Source organism: Streptomyces indicus, from assembly GCF_900100315.1.
Lineage (GTDB): Bacteria > Actinomycetota > Actinomycetes > Streptomycetales > Streptomycetaceae > Streptomyces > Streptomyces indicus.
Map to the genome: position 1 here is coordinate 1126295 of NZ_FNFF01000001.1, position 20735 is coordinate 1147029.

At 72.7% G+C, this 20735-nt stretch carries 18 protein-coding genes; 7 read left to right on the top strand and 11 right to left on the bottom strand.

The features are described from left to right. Positions 1–13 precede the first annotated feature (13 nt). Both BLT97_RS05020 and BLT97_RS05025 read right to left on the bottom strand, forming a co-directional pair. The gene (locus BLT97_RS05020) at positions 14–1003 is read right to left on the bottom strand and encodes a glycoside hydrolase family protein (protein ID WP_093607392.1); all 990 of its coding nucleotides are present in this window, start codon (positions 1001–1003) and stop codon (positions 14–16) included. Positions 1004–1162: 159 nt separating this feature from the next. After that, positions 1163–2254 carry a LacI family DNA-binding transcriptional regulator gene (locus BLT97_RS05025; RefSeq protein ID WP_093607393.1) on the bottom strand — a complete coding sequence of 364 codons (1092 nt, stop codon included), beginning with the start codon at positions 2252–2254 and terminating at the stop codon, positions 1163–1165. 328 nt (positions 2255–2582) lie between these two features. On the opposite strand from BLT97_RS05025, the gene BLT97_RS05030 reads away from it, so the two are divergent. The 5 genes from BLT97_RS05030 to BLT97_RS05050 all read left to right on the top strand — a co-directional run bounded on the left by BLT97_RS05030 (position 2583) and on the right by BLT97_RS05050 (position 6031). Next, a complete protein-coding gene (locus tag BLT97_RS05030) occupies positions 2583–3467 on the top strand; it encodes an SIS domain-containing protein (RefSeq protein ID WP_093607394.1) in 885 nt (294 codons plus the stop codon). 25 nt (positions 3468–3492) lie between these two features. Then, on the top strand, positions 3493–4347 hold the full coding sequence (locus BLT97_RS05035) for a class II fructose-bisphosphate aldolase (protein WP_093607395.1): 855 nt from the start codon (positions 3493–3495) through the stop codon (positions 4345–4347). A 205-nt stretch (positions 4348–4552) separates the two neighbouring features. After that, positions 4553–5236 carry a pyridoxamine 5'-phosphate oxidase family protein gene (locus BLT97_RS05040; RefSeq protein ID WP_245769182.1) on the top strand — a complete coding sequence of 228 codons (684 nt, stop codon included), beginning with the start codon at positions 4553–4555 and terminating at the stop codon, positions 5234–5236. Between the two features lie 169 nt (positions 5237–5405). Further along, positions 5406–5777 carry an ArsR/SmtB family transcription factor gene (locus tag BLT97_RS05045; RefSeq protein ID WP_093607396.1) on the top strand — a complete coding sequence of 124 codons (372 nt, stop codon included), beginning with the start codon at positions 5406–5408 and terminating at the stop codon, positions 5775–5777. Further along, positions 5774–6031, top strand: coding sequence for a hypothetical protein (locus BLT97_RS05050; protein WP_093607397.1), 258 nt, complete (start codon positions 5774–5776; stop codon positions 6029–6031). Before BLT97_RS05045 ends, BLT97_RS05050 begins: the two co-directional genes overlap by 4 nt. Here BLT97_RS05050 and BLT97_RS05055 read toward each other — a convergent pair. From BLT97_RS05055 to BLT97_RS37760, 7 genes are all read right to left on the bottom strand, one after another. Next, positions 5973–6884 (bottom strand): cytochrome c biogenesis CcdA family protein, encoded by a 912-nt coding sequence (locus tag BLT97_RS05055; protein WP_093607398.1) that lies wholly within the window; start codon positions 6882–6884, stop codon positions 5973–5975. The genes BLT97_RS05050 and BLT97_RS05055 overlap by 59 nt on opposite strands. Before the next feature lie 6 nt (positions 6885–6890). Continuing rightward, on the bottom strand, positions 6891–7472 hold the full coding sequence (locus tag BLT97_RS05060) for a redoxin domain-containing protein (RefSeq protein ID WP_093607399.1): 582 nt from the start codon (positions 7470–7472) through the stop codon (positions 6891–6893). 153 nt (positions 7473–7625) lie between these two features. Beyond that, complete coding sequence (locus tag BLT97_RS05065) at positions 7626–8738, bottom strand: SPFH domain-containing protein (RefSeq protein WP_093607400.1); 1113 nt, start codon at positions 8736–8738, stop codon at positions 7626–7628. A 55-nt stretch (positions 8739–8793) separates the two neighbouring features. After that, entirely contained in the window at positions 8794–9231 is a 438-nt protein-coding gene (locus BLT97_RS05070) for an NfeD family protein (RefSeq protein ID WP_093607401.1), read from the bottom strand. Between the two features lie 4 nt (positions 9232–9235). After that, positions 9236–14296, bottom strand: a complete 5061-nt coding sequence (locus tag BLT97_RS05075) for a DNA repair ATPase (RefSeq protein WP_093607402.1) — start codon at positions 14294–14296, stop codon at positions 9236–9238. Between the two features lie 105 nt (positions 14297–14401). Further along, positions 14402–16522, bottom strand: a complete 2121-nt coding sequence (locus BLT97_RS05080) for an SPFH domain-containing protein (protein WP_093607403.1) — start codon at positions 16520–16522, stop codon at positions 14402–14404. Positions 16523–16614: 92 nt separating this feature from the next. Continuing rightward, the gene (locus BLT97_RS37760; protein WP_176953645.1) at positions 16615–16776 is read right to left on the bottom strand and encodes a hypothetical protein; all 162 of its coding nucleotides are present in this window, start codon (positions 16774–16776) and stop codon (positions 16615–16617) included. Positions 16777–17088: 312 nt separating this feature from the next. On the opposite strand from BLT97_RS37760, the gene BLT97_RS05085 reads away from it, so the two are divergent. Further along, entirely contained in the window at positions 17089–18177 is a 1089-nt protein-coding gene (locus BLT97_RS05085; RefSeq protein ID WP_093607404.1) for a PucR family transcriptional regulator, read from the top strand. A gap of 33 nt (positions 18178–18210) precedes the next feature. On the opposite strand, the gene BLT97_RS05090 is transcribed toward BLT97_RS05085, so the two are convergent. Further along, a complete protein-coding gene (locus tag BLT97_RS05090; RefSeq protein WP_245769133.1) occupies positions 18211–19728 on the bottom strand; it encodes a SulP family inorganic anion transporter in 1518 nt (505 codons plus the stop codon). 308 nt (positions 19729–20036) lie between these two features. Here BLT97_RS05090 and BLT97_RS05095 point away from each other — a divergent pair, with 308 nt between their 5' ends. Further along, complete coding sequence (locus BLT97_RS05095; protein ID WP_176953674.1) at positions 20037–20438, top strand: MerR family transcriptional regulator; 402 nt, start codon at positions 20037–20039, stop codon at positions 20436–20438. Between the two features lie 48 nt (positions 20439–20486). Here the strand turns inward: BLT97_RS05095 and rpsR are convergent, their stop codons facing one another. Next, complete coding sequence (gene rpsR / locus BLT97_RS05100) at positions 20487–20732, bottom strand: 30S ribosomal protein S18 (protein WP_093607406.1); 246 nt, start codon at positions 20730–20732, stop codon at positions 20487–20489. Positions 20733–20735: the final 3 nt, after the last annotated feature.

A 20735-nucleotide genomic window follows, 5' to 3' on the forward strand; every position in this document is an offset into this window, starting at 1 on the left:
TCGCACCGTTGGCTCAGCCGCGCGCGAGGGCGATGGACCCGGCCAGCCGGTCTCCCGCCTCGTAGATCATGTACGGCACCCCGCCGTCCGTGCCGAAGCAGGGTGCGGCCGCGCGGCCGCTCTCCGGGGCCGCGGACGAGGAGTCGTAGAAGACGCCCAGGTGGGTGCGGCGGGAGAAGTCGTTGCCGAGTTCGGTGATCAGGATGTTGCCGCCGCTGGCCTTGTCCGTGTGGTAGACGACGTACGTGCTGCCGCCGCGCGAGAGCAGGTGCGCACCGGACACGTTGACCGCGCCGACGTCGGCGTGGTCGATCAGCGGCTCGGCGGCGTACTGCCAGCTCAGCCCGTCCGGGGACCAACCCCAGCCGATGTCGCGGTGGTTGGTGGTGTCGTTGCGCATGAAGACCATGACGTACTTGGCACCCCGGGCCGGCAGGTCGTGCCGGAAGACCCGGGCGTAGGAGGCCTCGGTGGTGCCCGCCGGGAGCATGGACGTGGTCAGGACGGTCCGGTCGTACGTGAAGTGGATGCCGTCCTTGGAGCGGGCGAGGCGCGTGGTGGTGTTCTCGCCGTGGAAGTACAGCCACAGCTCGCGGTGTTCGGCGTTCCACATCACGTGCGGCGAGGACACGTGGCTGACCTTGTAGTGCGGGGACCAGTCGTTCGACACGACCGGGTTGCCCGGGTACTCGGTGAACGGCCCTTCCAGGGAGTCCGCGTACGCGAGGCAGATGCCGCCGGGGGCGTCGTGCGGCGCGTAGTAGAGGTAGTAACGGCCCAACGGGGAGGTCAGCTTGTCGTAGACACCCCGTACGCACGGGAAGATGATCTCGCCGGTGGGGTTGTAGGCGAGCTGCCCCGGGGTGAGCAGGGTGCGCACGTAGCGGTAGTCGGGGAAGCCGCCGGGAGCGGCGGCGGCCGCGGGGGCGCCGAGGGCGCCGAAGGTGAGGGCGGCTCCTCCGGTGGCGGCGGTCCGCAGGAAACGGCGGCGGTCGAGTGACATGAGATGCGGCTCCTTCGGGTGCGGGTACGGGTGCGTGCGGGTGGTGGGGGCATGCGGTGTGGGGCATGCGGGCAGGGGTGGTCGGCAGCCGGCGCGGTGCGGTGCAAACTGCCGTGCGGGGTCGTCGAGTTGTGGAGCGGCCGGGTCCGGCCTGGCGGGTTACGGAGCGGGCGGCGGCGGTCCGGCGGTGTGCCCGGAACGGAACGCGCAGGGCACGAGCGGGGAGCAGTCGGCCCCGCCTTCGGTGAGGAGTGCGGTGAGGGTGCGGACGGCGGCGGCACCCAACTCGGCCTTGGGGACGTCGAAGCCGGTGGGTTCGGTGCGGCCGGCGAGGTCGGCGGGCGGTGCGCCGAGGAGGGCGAGCGAGAGGTCGGCCGGTGCGGTGAGCCCGGCCGCGTCGACGGCGGCGACCAGGGCCCGCCAGGCGGCGCAGGTGTCGGTCTCCTCTGCCACGAACGCCGTGACGCCCTCGGCGAGCCGGGCGCGTACCCAGGAGGCCGTGATCTCGGCGGCGGGGTCGGCGACGCGCACGACGGGGCCGGGCCCGGCGTCCGAAGCCCGCGCCAACTCCCCCTCCCCCAGGGCCGCGCGGAATCCGCGCTCGCGGTCGACGGAGGCGAGCGCCTGGTCGCTCTCACAGACGAGCACCATGCGCCGGTGGCCGAGGGCGGCGAGCCGCCGTACGACCTCCGCCGTGGCCGCCGCGTAGTCGGCACCGACCCAGGCCAGGCCCTCGAGTTCGTCGCGGCGGCCGATGTGCACCGCCGGATAGCCCTGCTCGACCAGCCGGCGCAACGGGTCCGCCGGCACGTGCCGCCCCAGGAACAGGCAGCCGTCGGCCAGCCGCACCCGGTTCAGCTCGGCCGCCCCGCCGCCGCCCCGCCCCGGTGCGGCGCTCGACCCGGTGAACAGCACGAGGTCGTAGCCGCGCGCGACGGCCTCCTGCTCGACCCCGACCAGGATCGGGTAGTACGAGTGCGCCACATCCGTGGGGAAGGTGGCGGTGAAGCTGAACACCCCGAGCAGGTCGTTGCGGGCCGCCGCCAGGCGCCGGGCGGCCGGGTCGGGCGCGTACCCCAACTGCCGTGCGGCTTCGAGGACTCGGGCCCGGGTGTCCGGGTGCAGCGCGATGCCCTGCTTGTTGCCGCTCAGGACCAGCGACACCGTGGTCTGCGAGACCCCGGCGAGCCGGGCCACCTCCGCCTGCCGCGGACGCCCCCGCCGCGCCTTCGCCACCGGCTGCTCGGCCATGGTCGACTCCCCTGACTAATGCGCATTAGTCACCGGCAGCGCGCGGGGCGCCGTCGTGCGATGCGGATCGAGCCGAACCCTGCCGCCCCCGCGAAAGCAGCGTCAAGAGGGGTGGCCGGCTAATGCCCGACTAATAGCGGACGGGCCCGATGCGGGCCTGCGACCAGGGGCGATACGGGTCCGCGAGGACGTGCGCCGGGGGCCTGGGAGCGATGCATCCCGCCCTGCGTCCGCGTGCTCGGCCGAGCGCTCACCCGATTGCTTGCTCCTGCTCGAACAGAGGCTATATCTTGCAGAAACAATCATCCCGATGACTGGAGTCGCGCGCATGAGCCACGTGCACAAGGAACTGACCAGCCAGCCGGAGTGCTGGGAGCGCGCCGCGGCGCTGGCCGCGGAGCACCGCGATGTACTCGGCGCCTCCGGCGAGCGGATCGCCGTGGTGGGGTGCGGCACGTCGTTCTTCATGGCGCAGGCCGTCGCCGCGCTGCGGGAGTCGGCGGGACTCGGCGAGACCGACGCCTTCGCGGCCTCGGAGTTCCCGGTCTCGCGCGCGTACGACCGCGTCATAGCCCTGACCCGCTCCGGCACCACGACCGAAGTGCTGCGGCTGCTCGGCGAGTTGCGCGGCCGTACGGCGACGACGGCGATCACCGCCGATCCGCACACGCCGGTGATGGAGGCCGCGGACGACGTGGTCGTGCTCGCGTTCGCCGACGAGGAGTCGGTGGTGCAGACCCGCTTCGCCACCACCGCGTTCACGCTGCTCCGCGCCCACCTCGGGCTGCACACGCCGCAGGCCGTGGCCGACGCGCGCACCGCGCTGGCCGAGCCGCTGCCCGAAGGGCTCGTGGAGTGCGCCCAGTTCAGCTTCCTCGGCCGCGGCTGGACCAACGGCCTGGCACAGGAGGCAGCCCTGAAGATGCGTGAGGCCTCCCTGTCGTGGACCGAGGCCTACCCGGCGATGGAGTACCGGCACGGCCCGATCTCCATCTCGACCACGGACACGGCCACATGGATGTTCGGCGAGGCGCCGGAGGGTCTCGCCGCGCAGGTCGGCGAGACCGGTGCGCTCTGGATCGAGGGCACGCTCGACCCGCTGGCCGAGCTGGTGCGCGCCCAGCGCCTGGCCGTCGCCGTGGCCGCGCTCAAGGGCCTGGACCCGGACCGGCCGCGGCACCTGACCCGTTCCGTCGTCCTGCCCTCGGCCTGACGGACAGGGAAGGGGGGAGAGTCCGATGCCACTCGCCGAGACCGGCGCACTCGTCGCCGAGGCCGCCGCGAAACAGCGCGCCGTAGCCGCGTTCAACATCATCACGCTCGAACACGTCGAGGCCGTCGTCACGGGCGCCGAGACCGCCGCGTCCCCGGTGATCCTCCAGATCAGCGAGAACGCGGTCGCCTTCCGCGGCGGCCGGCTGCTCCCGCTCGCGCGGGCCGCCGTCGCCCTCGCCGAGACGGCTTCCGTCCCGGTGTCGCTGCACCTGGACCACGTCAAGAAGGACGAGCTGCTGCGGCAGGCGGCCGACGCCGGGTTCAGCTCGGTGATGTACGACGCGGCGCATCTGCCGTACGGGAAGAACCTCGCCGCCACGCGCGCCGCCGCCGACTGGGCGCACACCCAAGGTCTGTGGATCGAGGCCGAGTTGGGCGAGGTGGGCGGCAAGGACGGCAGGCCCCCGCTCGACCCGCACGCGCCCGGCGCTCGCACCGATCCGGACGAGGCCCGCGCCTTCGTCGCCGACTCGGGGGTGGACGCGCTCGCGGTGGCCGTCGGCAGCTCGCACGCGATGACCTCGCGCACGGCGGCCCTCGACCACGCGCTGATCGCCCGGCTGCGCGAGACGCTCAACGTGCCGCTGGTGCTGCACGGTTCCTCCGGCGTCCCGGACGCGGAGCTCGCCGAGGCGGTCGCCGGCGGCATCGCGAAGGTCAACGTCGGCACGGCCCTGAACATCGCCCTCACCGGTGCCGTGCGCACCTACCTCGCCGATCACGAGAGCGTGGTGGACCCGCGCAAGTACCTGGCGCCCGGACGCGAGGCGATGGCGGCAGCGGTGGCGCGGACGATTGGGGTGCTCGCCGCCGGGTGACGCACCACGGCAGCGGTGCGGCGCGGACCGCGCCGCTGCCATGCCTGCCCTCGTTGCCGCTCATTCCCGCCCGTTGCCGTCCGTTGCCACCCGTTGCCGCTCGTGACGAAGTCCTTTACCGTACGGGCGATCAGCACGGAATGCGTCGTCACACCCGAGTACCACTGACGACATCAGCAGCCAGGGGGCCTTCACAGTGTCGGAAATCGTCGAAGCGCAGGCACAGAGCGAACAGCCCGGCGACCCCGAGATCGGCGTCACCGAGCGGACCAGGCACCGCAGGCTGCGCGAGAACGGGAGGGTCCGCAAGGCCGACCTCGACGCCGTGCTGGCGGCCGGTTTCGTCTGTCACCTCGGGGTCGTGGTCGACGGCACGCCCATGGTCGTCCCGACGTGTTACGGCGCCACCGCGGACACGCTCTACTTCCACGGCTCGGTCGCGAGCCGGAGTCTGCGCGAGGCCCCGGCGGCCGAGGTGTGCGTGACGGTGACGCACGTGGACGGCCTCATCCTGGCCCGTTCGGTCTTCGAGCACGGGATCGCCTACCGCTGCGCGATGGTCTACGGCGTCCCCCGCGTGACCGAGGGCGAGGAGAAGCTCGAGGGTCTGCGCGTCCTCACCGAGCAGTGCGCCCCGGGCCAGTGGGACTACGCGCGCGGCCCGTCCCGCAAGGAACTGGCCGCCACCACGCTCCTGGCCCTCGACCTGGCCGAGGCCTCCGTCAAGATCGCGGCCGGCCCCCCGGACGACGGCGAGGGCCCGGACGCGGCTCTGGGTTTGTGGGCGGGCAACGTCCCGATCCGCACGGTGCGCGACGCCCCCGTCCCCGCCCCCGACTTGGCACCCGGCATCGAACTCCCGGCTCACATCGCCGCGTTGCAGGGCTGAGGAGCGCCCGTGCGGGCCCCGGGACGGACCGCAGGACCCGCCTGGTCAGGGGAACCCCGAGACAACCCCGAGAAGCCCCCAGCCTTCCCCGACATGTGTCAGATTCCTTTGACAGGTGCGGCGGGTGGGCGCGACGGTGGCAGGGCCCGGAACGAGCGGAGGGATCGGCATGGCACACGGTCCCGTCCCCTCGGGAGACGAGTTGCTGAAGGTGCTCTCGGCGCTGGGCAATCCGCACCGGATGCGGATCGTCGCGGCCCTGGCCGAGGGCCGCAACTACGTCAGCGCGCTGGCCCGTGACATCGGCATCGGCCGGCCGCTGCTGCACATGCATCTCCAGCGCCTGGAGGCGGCCGGGCTGATCAGCGGGTCCCTGGAGCTGTCCGAGAGCGGCAAGGCGATGAAGTTCTACGAGCTGACCCCGTTCTCGTACGCCCTGACCCCTCAGGCCGTGGCGGCCGCCGCGCGGACGCTCACCGAGGAAGAGCGGACGCTCAAGGAAGAAGAGAAGAAGACGCCAGTGAAGGAGACCTCGACATGAACGGTGCGGACTGGGCGGGAGCGGTCGGCGCCGGCGGCCTCTTCCTCTTCCTGATCGTGGTCGTCTGGCAGCTCGCCGCGACCTGGCGGGCCCGGATGCTGGCCGCCCGCGAGGAGCAGTACAAGCTGATGGCGCTGAAGTACCAGCAACTCCTGGAGGACAGCGTCGAGATGCAGCGCCGTACCGTCGAAGAGCTCACGCAGGCCCGGATGTCGGTGGCCTCGATGGAGAAGATGATGCGCGAGATCGAGTAGGGCGGCCGCGGGCGCGAAGCCGCAGCACCCAGGCCCCCGCCGCCAGCACCACGACCAGCCCGCCGAAGGCCCAGGGGCCCGCGGTGTCCACGGCGTCGGCGAGCCCTCGCTGGACGGTGCCGGCCGCGTCGATCACCGGGTCCTCGTGGGCCGGGTCGCGCTGCACGCGGATCTCGTACCAGCCGTAGTACGCCACGTACGCCCCGCAGAGCAGCAGCAGCGCGCCGCCCGCCCGCGGTGCGCCGGCGCCGAGGCGGCGCAGCCGGGTCGCGGCGGTGCTGCGGGTCAGGGCGACGGTGAGGGCGGCCGCGCCGACGACGAGGCCCATCCCGGCCGCGTACGCGACGAACAGCAGGATGCCCTCGACGGTGGACCCGGCGCGGAACGCGGAGACGACGATGGCCAGGAACGGCGCGATGGTGCAGCCGAGCGAGGCGACCGCGTACGCCGCTCCGAACAGGAACATCGACGGCAGCGAGCGGGTCACGGACGGGGCCCGGCGCACCGTGGGCAGCGGCAGCGGCAGCCGCCGCCCGGCGAGCAGCAGGCCGCCCGCGCCGGCCATGAGCAGCCCGAACACCACGGTGAACCAGGGCAGTTGCTCCTGCACCCGGCCGGCCACCGGCTGCACGGCAAGGCCGAAGACGCCGAACACGGCACCGAACCCGAGCGTGAGTGCGAGCGTGGCGCCGAGCGCGCGCGTCACGGCGGTGCTGCGGCGCGCGGGCTGCGCGCCGGGTCCGTCGCCCAGGACGAGCAGGGAGAGATACGCGGGCAGCAGGGCGAATCCGCACGGGTTGACGGCGGCGAGCAGCCCGGCGCCGACCGCGAGGGCGAAGGGGATGTCGGCCACGGGGCGTCAGCCGGTGAGGCCGGTCAGCTTGTCCGCGAGGCCCTTGCCCGCGGGCAGCACGCCTTCGTACACCTGCTTGCCGTCCCCGTCGAGGATGACGTAGCGGCTCTGCTCGGTGACCTCGAACCGCCGCCAGATCTCGCCCTTCCCGTCGGACAGATGCGGGAATCCGCCGGTGCCGGTGCCGGCGACGAACTCCCGCATGGCGTCGTTGCCGTCGAGTCCTGCGACGCCGAGTACGTGTGCCTTCCCCGCGAAGTCCGCGGCGACGGACGCGGTTTCGGCCGCCTGCGCACGGCACTTGGGGCACCACGGCGCCCAGAACCACAGCACGACGGGCTTGCCGGCGAGCGTCGCGGCGTCGAACTCCTTGCCGTCCACGGTCGTTCCGGTGAAGCGCAGCGCTTCGGGCACCTCGGCGCCACCCTTGGACGGAGGCGTCGTGGACGGTGCGGCCGGGGTGGAACTCGCCCGCGCGGCAGGCTTGTCGGTGCCGGCAGCGGGGGGTTCCTCCGTACCGCAGCCGGTGGCGGCGGCGGTCAGAAGTGCGGCCGTCAACAAGGCGGGCACGGCGGTTCGGGGGCGCATCGCTCCTCCTGGCAGGGGCAGTTGCCGGTCGGAGCCGACCCTACGCACGGCAGGCGGACGGGCGGCCTGCCGTGCGGCTTACGGTTCTGTGACGTCGTGCAGTCGTGAAGTTGTGGCGGCGTGACGGTGCCCTCAGCCGGCCGGGCTCCGCACTCAGGCGCCGACCGCCCCGTCCCGCCCCGGCACCCGGTTCGTGCGCGCCGCCTCCGCCTCAGCCTTCGCGTCGTTCACCGCGGCTGCCGCCTGCTCGGCGACCTCGTCGGCCGCCTTGGCGGAGTCCAGCGACGCGACGTCCGGCGCAGCGGAGTCCAGGGACAGCTGCCCGCCCGCTTCGAGCGCGGCCGCCGACCCGCCGTCGGAGCCGTCCGCGCCGCCCTCTCCCGGCCGCGCGGCGCCCGACTGGTCGCCGAAGGCGCTGGTCACCGTGCGGATCGCCTCGGTCAGCTCGCCCGGGATCACCCAGAACGTGTTGTTGTCGCTGCGTGCCAGATGCGGCAGCGTCTCCAGGTACTTGTACGCCAGGACCTTCGCGTCGGCGTTGTTGCGGTGCACCGCCTGGAAGACCCGCTCGACGGCCTTCGCCTCGCCGTCCGCCCGCAGGATCATGGCCTGCTGGGTGCCCTGCGCCTCCAGGATGTCCTTCTGCTTGGTGCCCTCGGCCGTGAGGATCTTCGCCTGCCGCTCGCCCTCGGCGTGCAGGATCGCCGCGCGCTTGTCCCGCTCGGCGCGCATCTGCTTCTCCATCGCCTCCTTGATGGTGTGGGGTGGGTCGATGGCCTTGATCTCCACGCGGTTGACGCGGATGCCCCACTTGCCGGTGGCGTCGTCGAGGACCGTACGCAGCCGGGTGTTGATCTCCTCGCGGGAGGTGAGGGTCTCCTCCAGGTCCATGCTGCCGATCACGTTGCGCAGCGTGGTGACGGTGAGCTGGTCGATCGCCTGGAGGTAGTCGGCCACCTCGTAGGCCGCCGCCCGCGGGTCGGTGATCTGGTAGTAGAGCACCGTGTCGATGTTCACCACGAGGTTGTCCTCGGTGATCACCGGCTTGGGGTCGGAGGAGTACACCTGCTCGCGCACGTCGAGCTTGGTGTTGATGCGGTCCGCGACCGGCAGCACGAAGTTCAGGCCGGGCTGGAGCGTGCGCCGGTACCGGCCGAACCGCTCGATGTTGTAGCGGCGCGCCTGCGGAACGATCCGCACCGTCGAGGCCACCAGGAAGACCACGACGAGCGCCGCGACGAGTATCGGGATGACCACCGGATCCACGTTTCCTCCTTCTCGAGGGGTCGGCCGTGCACGGACCGTTCCGTGCGAGGTCCGCTCAGGGCAGCAGCTCCCGGGGGTAGACCAGGGCGGTGGCGCCGTCGATCTCCATCACGTCCACCAGCGCGCCTGCGGGAATCACATGGCTTTCGTCGAGGCTGCGGGCGGACCACTCCTCACCGGAGATCTTGATCAGCCCCCGGGTCGCGGTGACCTCCCGCAGCACCTCGGCCCGCTTGCCGATCAGGGCGTCGGTGCCGTCGCGCGAGAGGGGTGCCTGGTCCAGCTGGCGCAGGGCGACGGGCCGGACGACGAGGAGGCCCGCCGCGGCCGCCACGCCCAGGGCCACGAGCTGGCCGAGCAGCCCGACGCCCACGCCGGCGACCACCGCGGCGACCAGGGCCGCGCCCGCGAGCAGGCCGAGCACCAGCGTCATGGTGAAGAACTCCGCGACACCGAGCACCCCGGCGGCGAGCAGCCACAGGAACCACGGCATGGGATCAGCCTCCCTCGGGGGACTTGTCCACCACGCTACGCCGCGGAACCCGGACAGAACAGACTTCTCCCTGCGGCCGGGGGTCCGCGGCCCGCGTGCCGAGGGCCGTCCCGATCGCGCCGAGGCGGTCGGCGAGCAGACCGAGCGCGGCGACCGCCCGCACGGCGGGGTCCTCGTCCGCGCCGCCGAGCGTGTGCCGCCGTACGTGGGCGGCCTTGATCTCCGCCCAGCGCGCGGCCTGCCCCGGGGTGAGCGTCCCCCTGAGCTCGGCCAGCTTGAGCAGGTTGGCCTCGGCGCCCGTGGTCAGCGTCTGGGCCTCGGCCCGGTAGTGGTCCTCGACGACGGCGGCGAGCTCGGCCTCGTTCATCACCGGGGAGATCCGGGCCGCGATCTTGTTCATGTCGCGGTAGGAGCCCTGGAGGCGGAAGGGCGGCTCGGTGCGGGTCGCGTCGTCCTGGGCGGCCGAGGCGATGTACGCCGCGTTCACGGCGAGGACGGTGGCCCGCGCGGTGAGCAGATGCCCCAACACGGCCAGGACCGCGTCGAGTTCGGCCGGCACCCAGGGGTGCTCCAGGCGGTCGCGGCGGGCGGCCGAATCGCCGGACGCCAGCCGTACCAGCAGGTCGAGGTCGGCGCGTGAGTGCCCGGCCAGCGGGGCGAGGAGCGGATGGGAGGTGAGGGCGTTCTCGACGAAGCTCAGCGCGAACGCCTCCTCCTTCCCGGTCAGGACGTCGCCCAGGTTCCACACGTCGGCCCGGTTGGCCAGCATGTCGGGGATACGGAAGCGGCTGCCCGACTCGGTGTACGGGTTGCCGGCCATGCACACGGCGAACCGCTTGCCGCGCAGGTCGTGGCCGTTGAGGGTGCGGGTCGCGTCGCACAGCGGGATGAACTTCTGGAGCAGTTCCGGCGCGAGGTGCTGGATGTCGTCGAGGTACAGCAGGGTGTTGGTGCCGGCGGCCAGCGCGAAGGCGATCTTCTCCAGCTCCCTGCGGGCCGCGGCGTCGCGCGCCTCGGCCGGGTCGAGCGAGGTCACGGTGGAGCCGAGCGCGGGCCCGTCGACCTTGACCAGGAGCATGCCGAGCCGGTCGGCCACGTACTCCATGAGCGTCGTCTTGCCGTATCCGGGCGGCGAGACGAGCAGCAGCAGCCCGCTGGAATCCGTGCGCTTCGCGTCGCCCGCCGCGCCGATCTGCCGGGCGAGGCTGTCGCCGATCAGCGGCAGGAAGACTTCGTCGACCAGCCGGTTGCGGACGAACGTCGTCATCACGCGCGGGCGGTGCGCGTCCACGTCGAGGCGCGCGCGCTCGGCCGCGAGGAGTGCGCCGCGCCGCTTCTGGTACGCGCGGAAGCCGGGGACCTGCACCGCGGCGAACTCCCCGGTGCGCGCCAGGAATTCGTCCAGGCGCAGGGCGAGCACGCCCCGGGTGATGCGGGGGTGGGTGCCGAGCAGACCGGTGACGACGGCGGTGGTGCGGCCCTCGGCCTCGTACCACGTGAGGTCCGGGCAGAGCTCGACGGCCACCGCCTCGGCGAGGTCCCCGGCGTCGAGGTCCTCGCCCGACGCCGCGGCGTACGCGTGCAGCCACCCTTCGACGAGCTGCCGCCGCTCGGCCGGCCCGGTGAGCGCGCTCAGGTCGTCGGCGTAGGCCGAACCGCCCACCGCGCGGCGGAACTTGTCCAGGAGCGTGCGGGCCGTGGCGGACCGCGCGAACCCGGCCGGGGCGCAGGTCAGCTCCTCGAAGAGGTACGCGGCGGCCGCGGCGCTGCCGGTCGCGGCGGCCAGTTCCGCCTCGAAGGCGGCCACGGCGGGCGAGGGCCCGAAGGTGTCGCGGGCCCGGGCGAGGGACACCGCCCGCCGCGACAGGGCGGCACGCTCGTCCTCCGCGATGTCGTGAGCCCAGTACAGGGCAGCCGCCGCCCTGGCCCGGGGCGTGTGACGCAGCCGCCCGGCGCCGTCGAGCAGACGCAGCAGGGCGGTGAGGATCGCGGTGGCGTCGTGGTCGTGGACGCCGCGCTCGTAGCCTTCGTCGTACGCGGCCTCGGCCGCCCGCCTTACCAGCAAGGCGAGTTGACCCGCGGCCAGGGCCTCGCCCAACGCCTCCGCACCGTGTGCGGCGAGCAATCGGGCGGCCAGGTGCTCGGCGCGGTACACCGACGCGGACTCCGAGGGCAGCTGCCGCTCCCCGTAAGGGCTGCCGGTGGTGACCTCGGGATCGGTGATGGGCGCGCGGTAGTCGGTGCCGGTCAGGGCGAACGCGAGGCCGTCCCCGTGCGGGACGAGGGTGAGCTCGGGCGGCTGCCGGTGCACGGCGAACCGGTGCCGGCCCAGCCGCACGGTGGCCCCTCCGTCGGCGAACAGCTCGGTGCGGTCGCGCAGGGACCGTACGGCCTCCTGGCGGGCGGACTTGAGCCGGCCGGCCAGCTCTTCGGACCGTGCCTGGTCGCCGAGTTCGCGCAGCTCGGCGGCGGTGCGGCGGACCTTGGCCACCATCGGGTCGGAGGCGAAGTACGTGGCGACCGCGTCCGCGGAGTCCAGTCGGGCGGCGCGGCGGGTGAGCGTCGCAAGGACGCGGGAGGCCGAGTCCGCGAGGTGCTGTGCGCGGCGGGCGCGGGCGTCCTGAAGGCCCTGTTTGCGCGCGGTGAACGCCTCGTGGATCTCCTCGCGCCGGCCGTCGAGTTCCGCGAGCAGGTCTTCGTGTTCGGCGAAGCGGGACTCCAGGCCCTCCAACTGGGCCAGGAGACCGCCGAGTTGGTCGTCACAGGCGTCCGGGGTGGTGGCCGCGGCGAGCGCGCCCGTGACGGACTGGCCGAGCAGGGCGAGTTCGGCGGCGAACTCCGCGCGGCCCTCCCGTTCGAGCAGTTCGGCTCGGCGGGCGGCGAGCGCGGCACGGGCGCGGTTCACGCCGCCGAGGACGGCCGCGATCCGCTCCAGGACGGCGGTGCGGACGGTGGCGTCGGCGATGTCGAGGCCGGTGACCACCTCGGTCAGGGTGCGCAGACCGGAGGTGAGCGCGTCGATGCGCTCGCCGACCGGCGCGGCCTCGGCGGCCGTTGCGATCGCTGCGGCCCGGGCGGTCAGCCGCTCGGTCTCCGCGTGGTGGTCGGCGAAGGCGTCCTCGCGCCGCAGGAAGGTCACGGCACGCCGGGCCGCCGCTTCGATGTCCCCCGCGACGTCCGCGGCGAGGGCGTCGATCCGCTCAGTGTCCGCGTACCGCATCTCCTTGAGCGTCGCCAAGTGCCCCTGCGCCCGGCGCAGTTCGCTGATCCGGGACACCCACGCGTCGGCGCCGGCGGGGGCCTCGCCGCGGATCCGGCGCACGAGGCGCGCGATGTGGGCGGCCGAATCCGCCAGCGCTTCGGCGGCCTGCCGGGTGAGCGTCTGCACGGTCTCGAACTCGGTCAGGACCTGTTCGGCGGTGGCGCGCAGGGCGTCGAGCGGCGTGCGCAGATCGCCGGTGACGGGGTCGCCGAGCCAGTGGTGCCGGTCGGCGGCGCGGACGCAGGCGGCGGCCAGCGCCGCGTACACCGCGCTGTTCGGTGTCGCCTCCCGTGCCTGCCGGGCGAGCGAGAGGCAGTCGGAGATGCCGGTGACCAGGTCGGCGTTGCCGAAGCGGCCGAGGGGGCCGTCGCCCGCGGGCGCGATATGGGTGTCGGAGACGTACGGCGTCTGCCAGAACTGCAACGGGTGCACCCGCGCGGGCTCCCCCGCGCCGCCCCGCAGCACGGCCATCGTGCCGTCCTCGAACAGCGCGTGGCCCGCGCAGACGAGCGGGGTGGCGATCTCCTCGCGGATCAGGTTGTACGGCAGCAGGAGGCTGCGGCCCGATGCGCGGGAGTGGTAGGCGTACAGGAGGTCCTCGCCGTTCGGCGAGCGGACGCAGCGTTCGAACTCCAGGTCATCGGTGTCCGTGTCGAAGGTCTTCACCTCGCCGGTGGCCAGGCAGGAGCCGCCGGGGAAGACGATGCCCCGGCCGTCCGGCAGACGCCGGCAGGACCGGCCGATCGCGTCCAGGCGCACCACGCCGCGCGTGACCGTGTTGAAGACCAGGTGGCGGTAGGTGTCCTCCTTGTACGGGCGGACGCGCAGGAGCACGAGCACACCGAGCCGTGCGTACGCGATCTCGGCGTCCGCGAGGGACTGCAACTGCTCCTCGACAGGCTCGGCGTGGATCCCCTCGCCCGTCTCGGTGTCGTCCTCGGTCTTGACGGTGAGCCGGCCGCCGACGGTCGAGACGTACACCGCACCGTCGTCGATCCGCACGTGCGGGTGACGGCCGGTGACGTGGTCGTCGCGGGTGGCGGCGGTCCAGTCGAAGTCGTGGGGCGGCGGCAGGACATGGTCGCGTTCGCCGCGCGCGTCCAGGAACCGCACGCCGTCCCGGGAGACGGACCAGCGCAGGACCCGGATGTCGTCCGGCTGTTCACCGGCCTGGAAGACGGCGAGCAGCTTGCCGTCCACGTGCCGCAGCCGGAGCAGCCGCGCACCCCGGAAGTAGCGGTGCAGGGCGGTGAACTCGTGGGCGAAGGAGGGATCGTCGAGCAATCCGGGCACGGCGTCGTCGGGCAGCCGGGTCAACTCCCGGTCATAGAGGGCGAGTACGTCGCCGACCGCGGGGGCGGCGCCCGGCGCGAGCGGCGTCCGCGCGCCGACGAGCAGGCGGCCGTCCACCGCGACGACATCCCGCAGCACCCGGGCGGAGTCGGAGCGCAGCTGCGCCGTCCCGGTGAGCGTGAGCCCGGTGGTGCCGAACTCGGCGATACGCGCCTCGTTCAAGGCCTGGGCGCGGCGGGCCAGTTCGGCGGCCTGCGCGGCGAGACGGTCGCGGAGCACCTCGTACGCGCCGGCGTCGATCCCGACGGCGGGGGCGGCGTCGCCCCCCTCAGGGCTCCGGCCCGCAGCCGCCACCGCGTCAGGCTTGCCCGAAGCCGTCACGTCCCCATCGGCTGACGTCGCGTCACCACGGGCCGCAGCCGACACACCACCGGCGCCCGCCCCCGTCACATCACCCACGCCCGCACCCGTCACATCGGCCCCCGCCGTCGCCTCCCTGCCGGTCCCCATGAATTGCCCTCCTCCGTGGGCCCCGCCCACCTGCTGATTCCGGTGCCGGAGCCACCGCCCCCCGTGCGGCGGCTCCGGCACCCCGACCGCTCCCCCCTGGGGCGGTCAGGCCTTGGCGGTGCCGTTGAGCGTGGCGGCCGTGACAGGGTCCGCGTCCGCTGCCGTGCCGGTGGTCGCGCCCGCTCCGCTGCCGGTGGCCAGTTCGCTGAGCGGCATGTCGGCCACGCCCAACTGGCGTGCCTTGTCCAGGAGTTCACCCAGCGGCCCGCCCGGTGCGCCGCCGCCGGAGGGCATCAGCCGCATCAGGAGCGCCGACACCGTCAGGTTCTGCACATCGGCCGAGGACACCGAGCCGAGGACGCGGGTCAGGTCGTCTGTGAAGGAGGCCGAACCGTCCAGCCACGGGCCGGCCAGGGACTGCGCGGTCTGCGAGTTCTGCACGAAGCCGTCCACGCTCCGGCCGAGCGAGATCGACGAGAGCAGCCGGTCGAAGAACACCGACTCGCCGCCCACGATGCTGATGTCGGCGCTCTCCAGGCCGGTCGCGAGCACCGTGGCCTGCGCCTCGGCCACATGGCGCTGCACATCGATACCGGCGAGCCGGATGTCCTTCTCCGCCTCCAGGCGCAGCCGGTACTCCTCGTGTCCGCGCGAGGCCTCGTCGAGGGCGGCCATCGCCACGGCCTTCTGGTTCAGGCCCTCCGCCTCGGCCTTGAGCTTCTCGCCGATCGCGGTCGCCTCGGCCAGGGCCTTGGCCCGCAGGCCTTCCGCCTCGGCCCGCAGCCGCGCCTCGGTGGCCTCGGCCTCGGCGCGTCCCGCCTTCTCGATCGCGTCCGCCTCCTTCTCGCGCACCTGGACGGCGGCCAGGCCCTCGGCGGCGGACTCGGCCTGGATGCCTTCGGCCAGCCGCAGCTTCGCCTTGGCCTCCAGGTCGGCGGACTTCAACTGGGCTTCCGCCAGGGTGAGTTGTTCGGCGGCTTTGTGGGTGGCCGCGGCCTCGGCGGCCTCGGCCGCCTTGATGTCCTTGACCAGCTTCTCCTGCGCCTCGGCCTCCGCCGCGATGATCACGGCCTGCCGCTCCCGCTCGGCCTCCTCGACGGCCCGCAGCCTCTTGATGGACTCCTCCTGCTCGGCGACCGTACGGTCCACGGCCACCCGCTCCCGTACGACCTCGGCGATGTCCCGCTTCTCGGTCTCGACCTCCTTGTTGGCGGCGATCCGGGTCAGTTCGGTCTCGCGGTCGCGGGCGATGACTTCGAGGAGGCGGTCCTTCTCGATGCGCTCGTTCTCGATGGCGATGACGCGCTCGCGGTTCTTGGTGGCGACCGCGACCTCGCGCGCCTGGTTCTCGCGCTGGATGCCGAGCGCCTCCTCGGTGCGCAGGAAGGCGCTCTGCGCGCGCAGCCGCTCCTCCTCGACCACCTTCGCGGTCTCGGCCTCCTCGCGGGCCCGCACCGTCTCGATCTCGCGGCGCTGCTTGATCTCCGCGTCCGCCTGCCGGCGCTCGAGTTCGAGGATGGCCTCGCGCGCGTCGACGTTCTGCCGGGTGATCTCCTTCTCCTCGTGCCGCTGGAACTCGTTGGTGCGCACGTGCTCGACGGCGGTCAGCTCGGTGATCTTCCGGATGCCCTGCGCGTCCAGGACGTTGGCCGGGTCGAGCTGGGTGAGCGGGGTCTGCTCCAGGTAGTCGATCGCCGCGTCCTCCAGGCTGTAGCCGTTGAGGTCGATGCCGATCAACTCGATGATCTTGTAACGGAGTTCCTCGCGCTTGGTGTAGAGGTCGGTGAAGTCCATCTGCTTGCCGACGGTCTTGAGCGCCTCGGAGAACTTGGCGTTGAACAGCTCCTGGAGCGTGGCCTGGTCGCTGGCGCGTGCGGTGCCGATGGCCTGGGCGACCTTGATGACGTCGTCGACGGTCTTGTTGACCCGTACGAAGAACGAGATCCGGATGTCGGCGCGGATGTTGTCCCGGCAGATCAGCCCGTCCCGGCCGGTCCGGCTGATCTCGATGGTCTTCACCGAGATGTCCATGACCTCGGCCTTGTGCAGCACGGGCAGCACGACCTGCCCGGTGAACGTGACGTCCACCTTGCGGAGTTTGGAGACGATCAGCGCCTTGCCCTGTTCGACCTTGCGGAACAGTCGGCTGAGCGCGAAGAGGACGGCGAGGGTGACGAGCAGGACGGCGGCAGCGGACAGGCCGATGCCCACAGTGGTGGCATCCATGTGAAATCCCCGGTCGAGAGATGGGTGGAGCGCGGCGCGCGGGCGCGGACAACTGGCCGCGGGGCGCGACGGGTTCGGACGGGTCGAAAGCCTCAGACGGAGCGGTCGGCGGACGGCCGGGCGTCCGCCCCGGGTTCGTCGGGGACCCACTTCGCCGGCGCGGAGGCGGGCGGCCGGAAGGCGGAGGCGGCGAGCAGCAGGAGCGCGGCCACGGGCACGAGGGAAACGGCGAGGCTGTCGATGAAGCCGCCCATGGTTCCCCTCCCTTGCCCGCGCGCCCTCGGGAAGCACGCATTGCCGGTACCCGGCACCGGAATCTCACCGGAATCCCACCGGGATCCCCCTCGGTGCCGCTCGGAAGGCATCCTCGCATCGGAGCGCGCACCGGCACATTGCCGTTGACCGGCAGTCTTGACGCGTCTTTAATGCCGGAGCGGTCCCATGGAGGCACCGCACCGTCCCCGGCCGACGCGCACCGGGCCCGCGCCACCGGGACGGCACGACCGGAGGGACGGCATGAGGGGCGGGCAGCATGACGGGCGGAACGGCATGACTGGCGGAACGGCATGACGGGCGAAGGCAGCACGGGAGTCGGCACGCGGCCGGAGGTACCCGAGGAGCACCTGGCGGGATACGCCCGGTGTCTGACGGAGGCCTGCGCGACCGGCCGTCGCCTGACCCGCGACGAACTCGACACGCAGCGCGCGCACGGCGAACTGGCCGCGGAGGCAGGCATCGGCCTGCGCTCCCTCGTCCGCGTCCTGCTCGCGGCCGCCGAGGACGTCCGTCCGTCACTTCCCGGCACGCAGACGGGCCACCTGCTGTCGGCCGCCGCCCAGGCCGTGGACGCGTTCGCCGAGGGCCACGAACGCGCGCAGCGCCTGGCGATCCGTCAGGAGGAGGCCGCCCGCCGGGAGTTCATCGACGACCTCCTCTACGGCCGCAGCGACCTGGGACGCCTGGCCGAGCGCGCCGAACGCTTCGGCCTGCTCCTGTCCCACGCCCATACGGTGGCGGTGGCCGAAGGCCCGGAACCGTACGCCGACGGCTACGCCGCGAGCCGCCGCATCGAAGCGGCACTCACCGCCCGCTTCGGCCACCGCCGCATCCTGCTCACCACCAAGGACGACCGGCTGATCTGCATCGCGCCCGGCGACGAGTCCGAGGTCGTCACCTACTTCGCCAAACAGGCGTACGCGGCCACGGACGGCGGCCGCGTCGGCATCGGCCGCCCCCACCCGGGCGCGGGCGGCGTGGTCCACTCCTACGAGGAGGCGCTCGGCGCCCTCGACCTCGCCGCGCGCATGGACCTCGAAGGACCGGTGCTGCACGCGGCCGACCTGCTCGTCTACCCCGTCCTCGCCCGCGACCGGCAGGCCATGACCGACCTGGTCGAGAGCGCACTGGGCCCGCTCGCCCGGGCCCGCGGCGGCGCCCAACCTCTGATCGACACCCTGGCCGCCTACTTCGACAGCGGCTGCGTGGCCGCCGAAGCTGCCCGCCGGCTGTCCCTGAGCGTGCGCGCGATGACGTACCGCCTCGAACGCATCCACACCCTCACCGGCTACGACACCGCGAATCCCACCCACCGCTACACCTTGCAGACCGCCGTCATCGGGGCACGACTGCTCGGCTGGCCGGGCGAGGGCCTGTAGGCCTCGGCCAAGACCTTGGCGCGGCCCGCCCGCTCAGTGGCTTGCTTCGAGCTCGCCGCTGAGCCGGCCGTGCAGGTGGGCGCTGTGTGCGTTCAGTCCGGTGATCTCCACGGACTTGCCGCGCTGGCGGTACTTGGCCTCGACGGTGTCGAGGGCGGCCACGGAGGAGGCGTCCCAGACGTGGGCGGCGCTCAGGTCGACGACCACCCTGTCCGGGTCGCCCGCGTAGTCGAAGCGGCCGACGAGTTCGTTGGCGGAGGCGAAGAACAGCTCGCCCGTCACCCGGTAGACCACGGTGGTGCGGTCGGGGTCGGTGACGGCCGTGACCTCGGCGACATGGGCGACCCGCCGGGCGAAGACGGCCATGGCGGTGACCGAGCCGACGACGACTCCGATGGCGAGATTGTGCGTGGCCACGACCACGGCGACCGTGACCGCCATGACGGCCAGCTCGCCCGCGGGCATCCGCTTGAGGGTCTTCGGGGCGACGGAGTGCCAGTCGAAGGTGGCGAAGGAGACCATCACCATGACGGCGACGAGCGCGGCCATGGGGATGTCGGAGACGACCGGCCCGAAGACGATGCAGAGCACCATCAGGAAGGCGCCCGCGAGGAAGGTGGAGAGCCGCGTGCGCGCCCCGGACACCTTCACGTTGATCATCGTCTGGCCGATCATGGCGCAGCCGCCCATGCCGCCGAAGAACCCGGTGACGATGTTGGCGATGCCCTGCCCGATGGACTCCCGGCGCTTGTCCGAGGGGGTGTCGGTGATCTCGTCGACGAGCTTGGCGGTCATCAGGGACTCCATCAGACCGACCAGCGCCATCGCGAAGGCGTACGGCGCGATGGTGCCGAGCGTGTCCAGGGTGAACGGCACGTCCGGCAGCCCCGGAACCGGCAGCGAGGAGGGCAGTTGGCCCTTGTCCCCGACGGTCGGCACCGCGATGCCCGCGGCGAGGGTGACGACGGTGAGGACGACGATGGAGACCAGCGGCGCCGGCACCACCGTGGTGACCTTCGGGAAGAACACCATCAGCGCGAGCCCGGCCGCGAGCATCGGGTAGACGGCCCAGGGCACGTCCGTCAGTTCCGGGATCTGGGCCATGAAGATCAGGATGGCGAGGGAGTTGACGAAGCCGACCATCACCGAGCGCGGGATGAACCGCATCAGCCTGGCCACCCCGAGCAGGCCGAGGACCACTTGGAAGACGCCGGCGAGGATGACGGCGGCCACCAGGTGGCCGAGACCGTGCTCGCGGTTGAGCGGCGCGATCACCAGGGCCACGGCACCCGTGGCGGCCGAGATCATCGCCCGCCGGCCGCCGACGACCGCGATGGTGACGGCCATGGTGAAGGAGGCGAACAGACCGATGGCCGGGTCCACCCCGGCGATCACCGAGAAGGAGATCGCCTCGGGGATCAGGGCGAGGGCCACGACGAGACCGCCGAGGATCTCGGTGCGCCAGACCTTCGGATCGGACCACCAGTCGGGCTTCAGGCCGCGCAGCCGCTCGGTGGCGGAGCGCGGGGACACGGCAGCGGCAGAGGACACGGAACGCGGACCCATCGGGCTCGGGCACTCCGGAGATCACCACCGGCGCGCGGAACTGCGCGCGGGAACGCACGAAGGTTCCCGCGCCGGACCCGCGGACGACGGCGGGCTGACGTCATGGGGCGGGAGCACCTGAGGGGGTTCCGCCCGAGATGCGGGATGATCGCTCCCGCACCATGGAAGCGGGGACGGCACGGAGCCGGACCCGACGCTCACAACTCTACCCTCACGTTACGGTAGAGATGAACCGGGTCCGGCGGCTCGGCGGAACAGAGAGAAGGGTGGCGGGCCACGTGGGCAGCGGGCACATGCAGATCGGCGAGGTCGCCGCACGCACCGAGCTGTCGCTGCGCACGATCCGGCACTACGAGGAGACGGGCCTGGTCACGCCGTCCGCCCGCTCGCAGGGCGGCTTCCGTCTCTACACCGAGGCCGACGTGGCGCGCCTCATGGTCATCCGCCGGATGAAGCCGCTGGGCTTCACCCTGGAGCAGATGCGCGAGCTCCTGGACGCCACCGACCGCCTCGACACCGGCGGGGACCTGCCGCCCGAAGAGCGCCAGGACCTTCTCCAGCGTGTCCGGACCTACGAGCAGTCCGCGACGGAACAGGTCGAGAAGCTCCGCGTCCAGCTCGCCCGCGCCGAGGACTTCGCGGCCACGTTGCGCACACGGCTGCGGCAGGCCGACCCGGGGTCGGGGCAGGGCTGACCCGCCGACCCCGGCAGCCGGGCGCCGGCGGACCAGCCGGTCAAACCGTCACTTGCCCGTCCCATACGGCAGCAGCGCCATCTCGCGCGCGTTCTTGACGGCCGTGGCGATCTGCCGCTGCTGCTGGGCGCTCACCCGCGTCACCCGGCGGCTGCGGATCTTGCCCCGGTCGGAGATGAACTTCCGCAGCAGGTCGGTGTCCTTGTAGTCGATGTACGTGATCCCTGCCTGATCCAGCGGGTTCGGACGGGACTTGAGGGGCTTGCGGGCGGCGCTGTCGCGGCGCGGGGACATGGG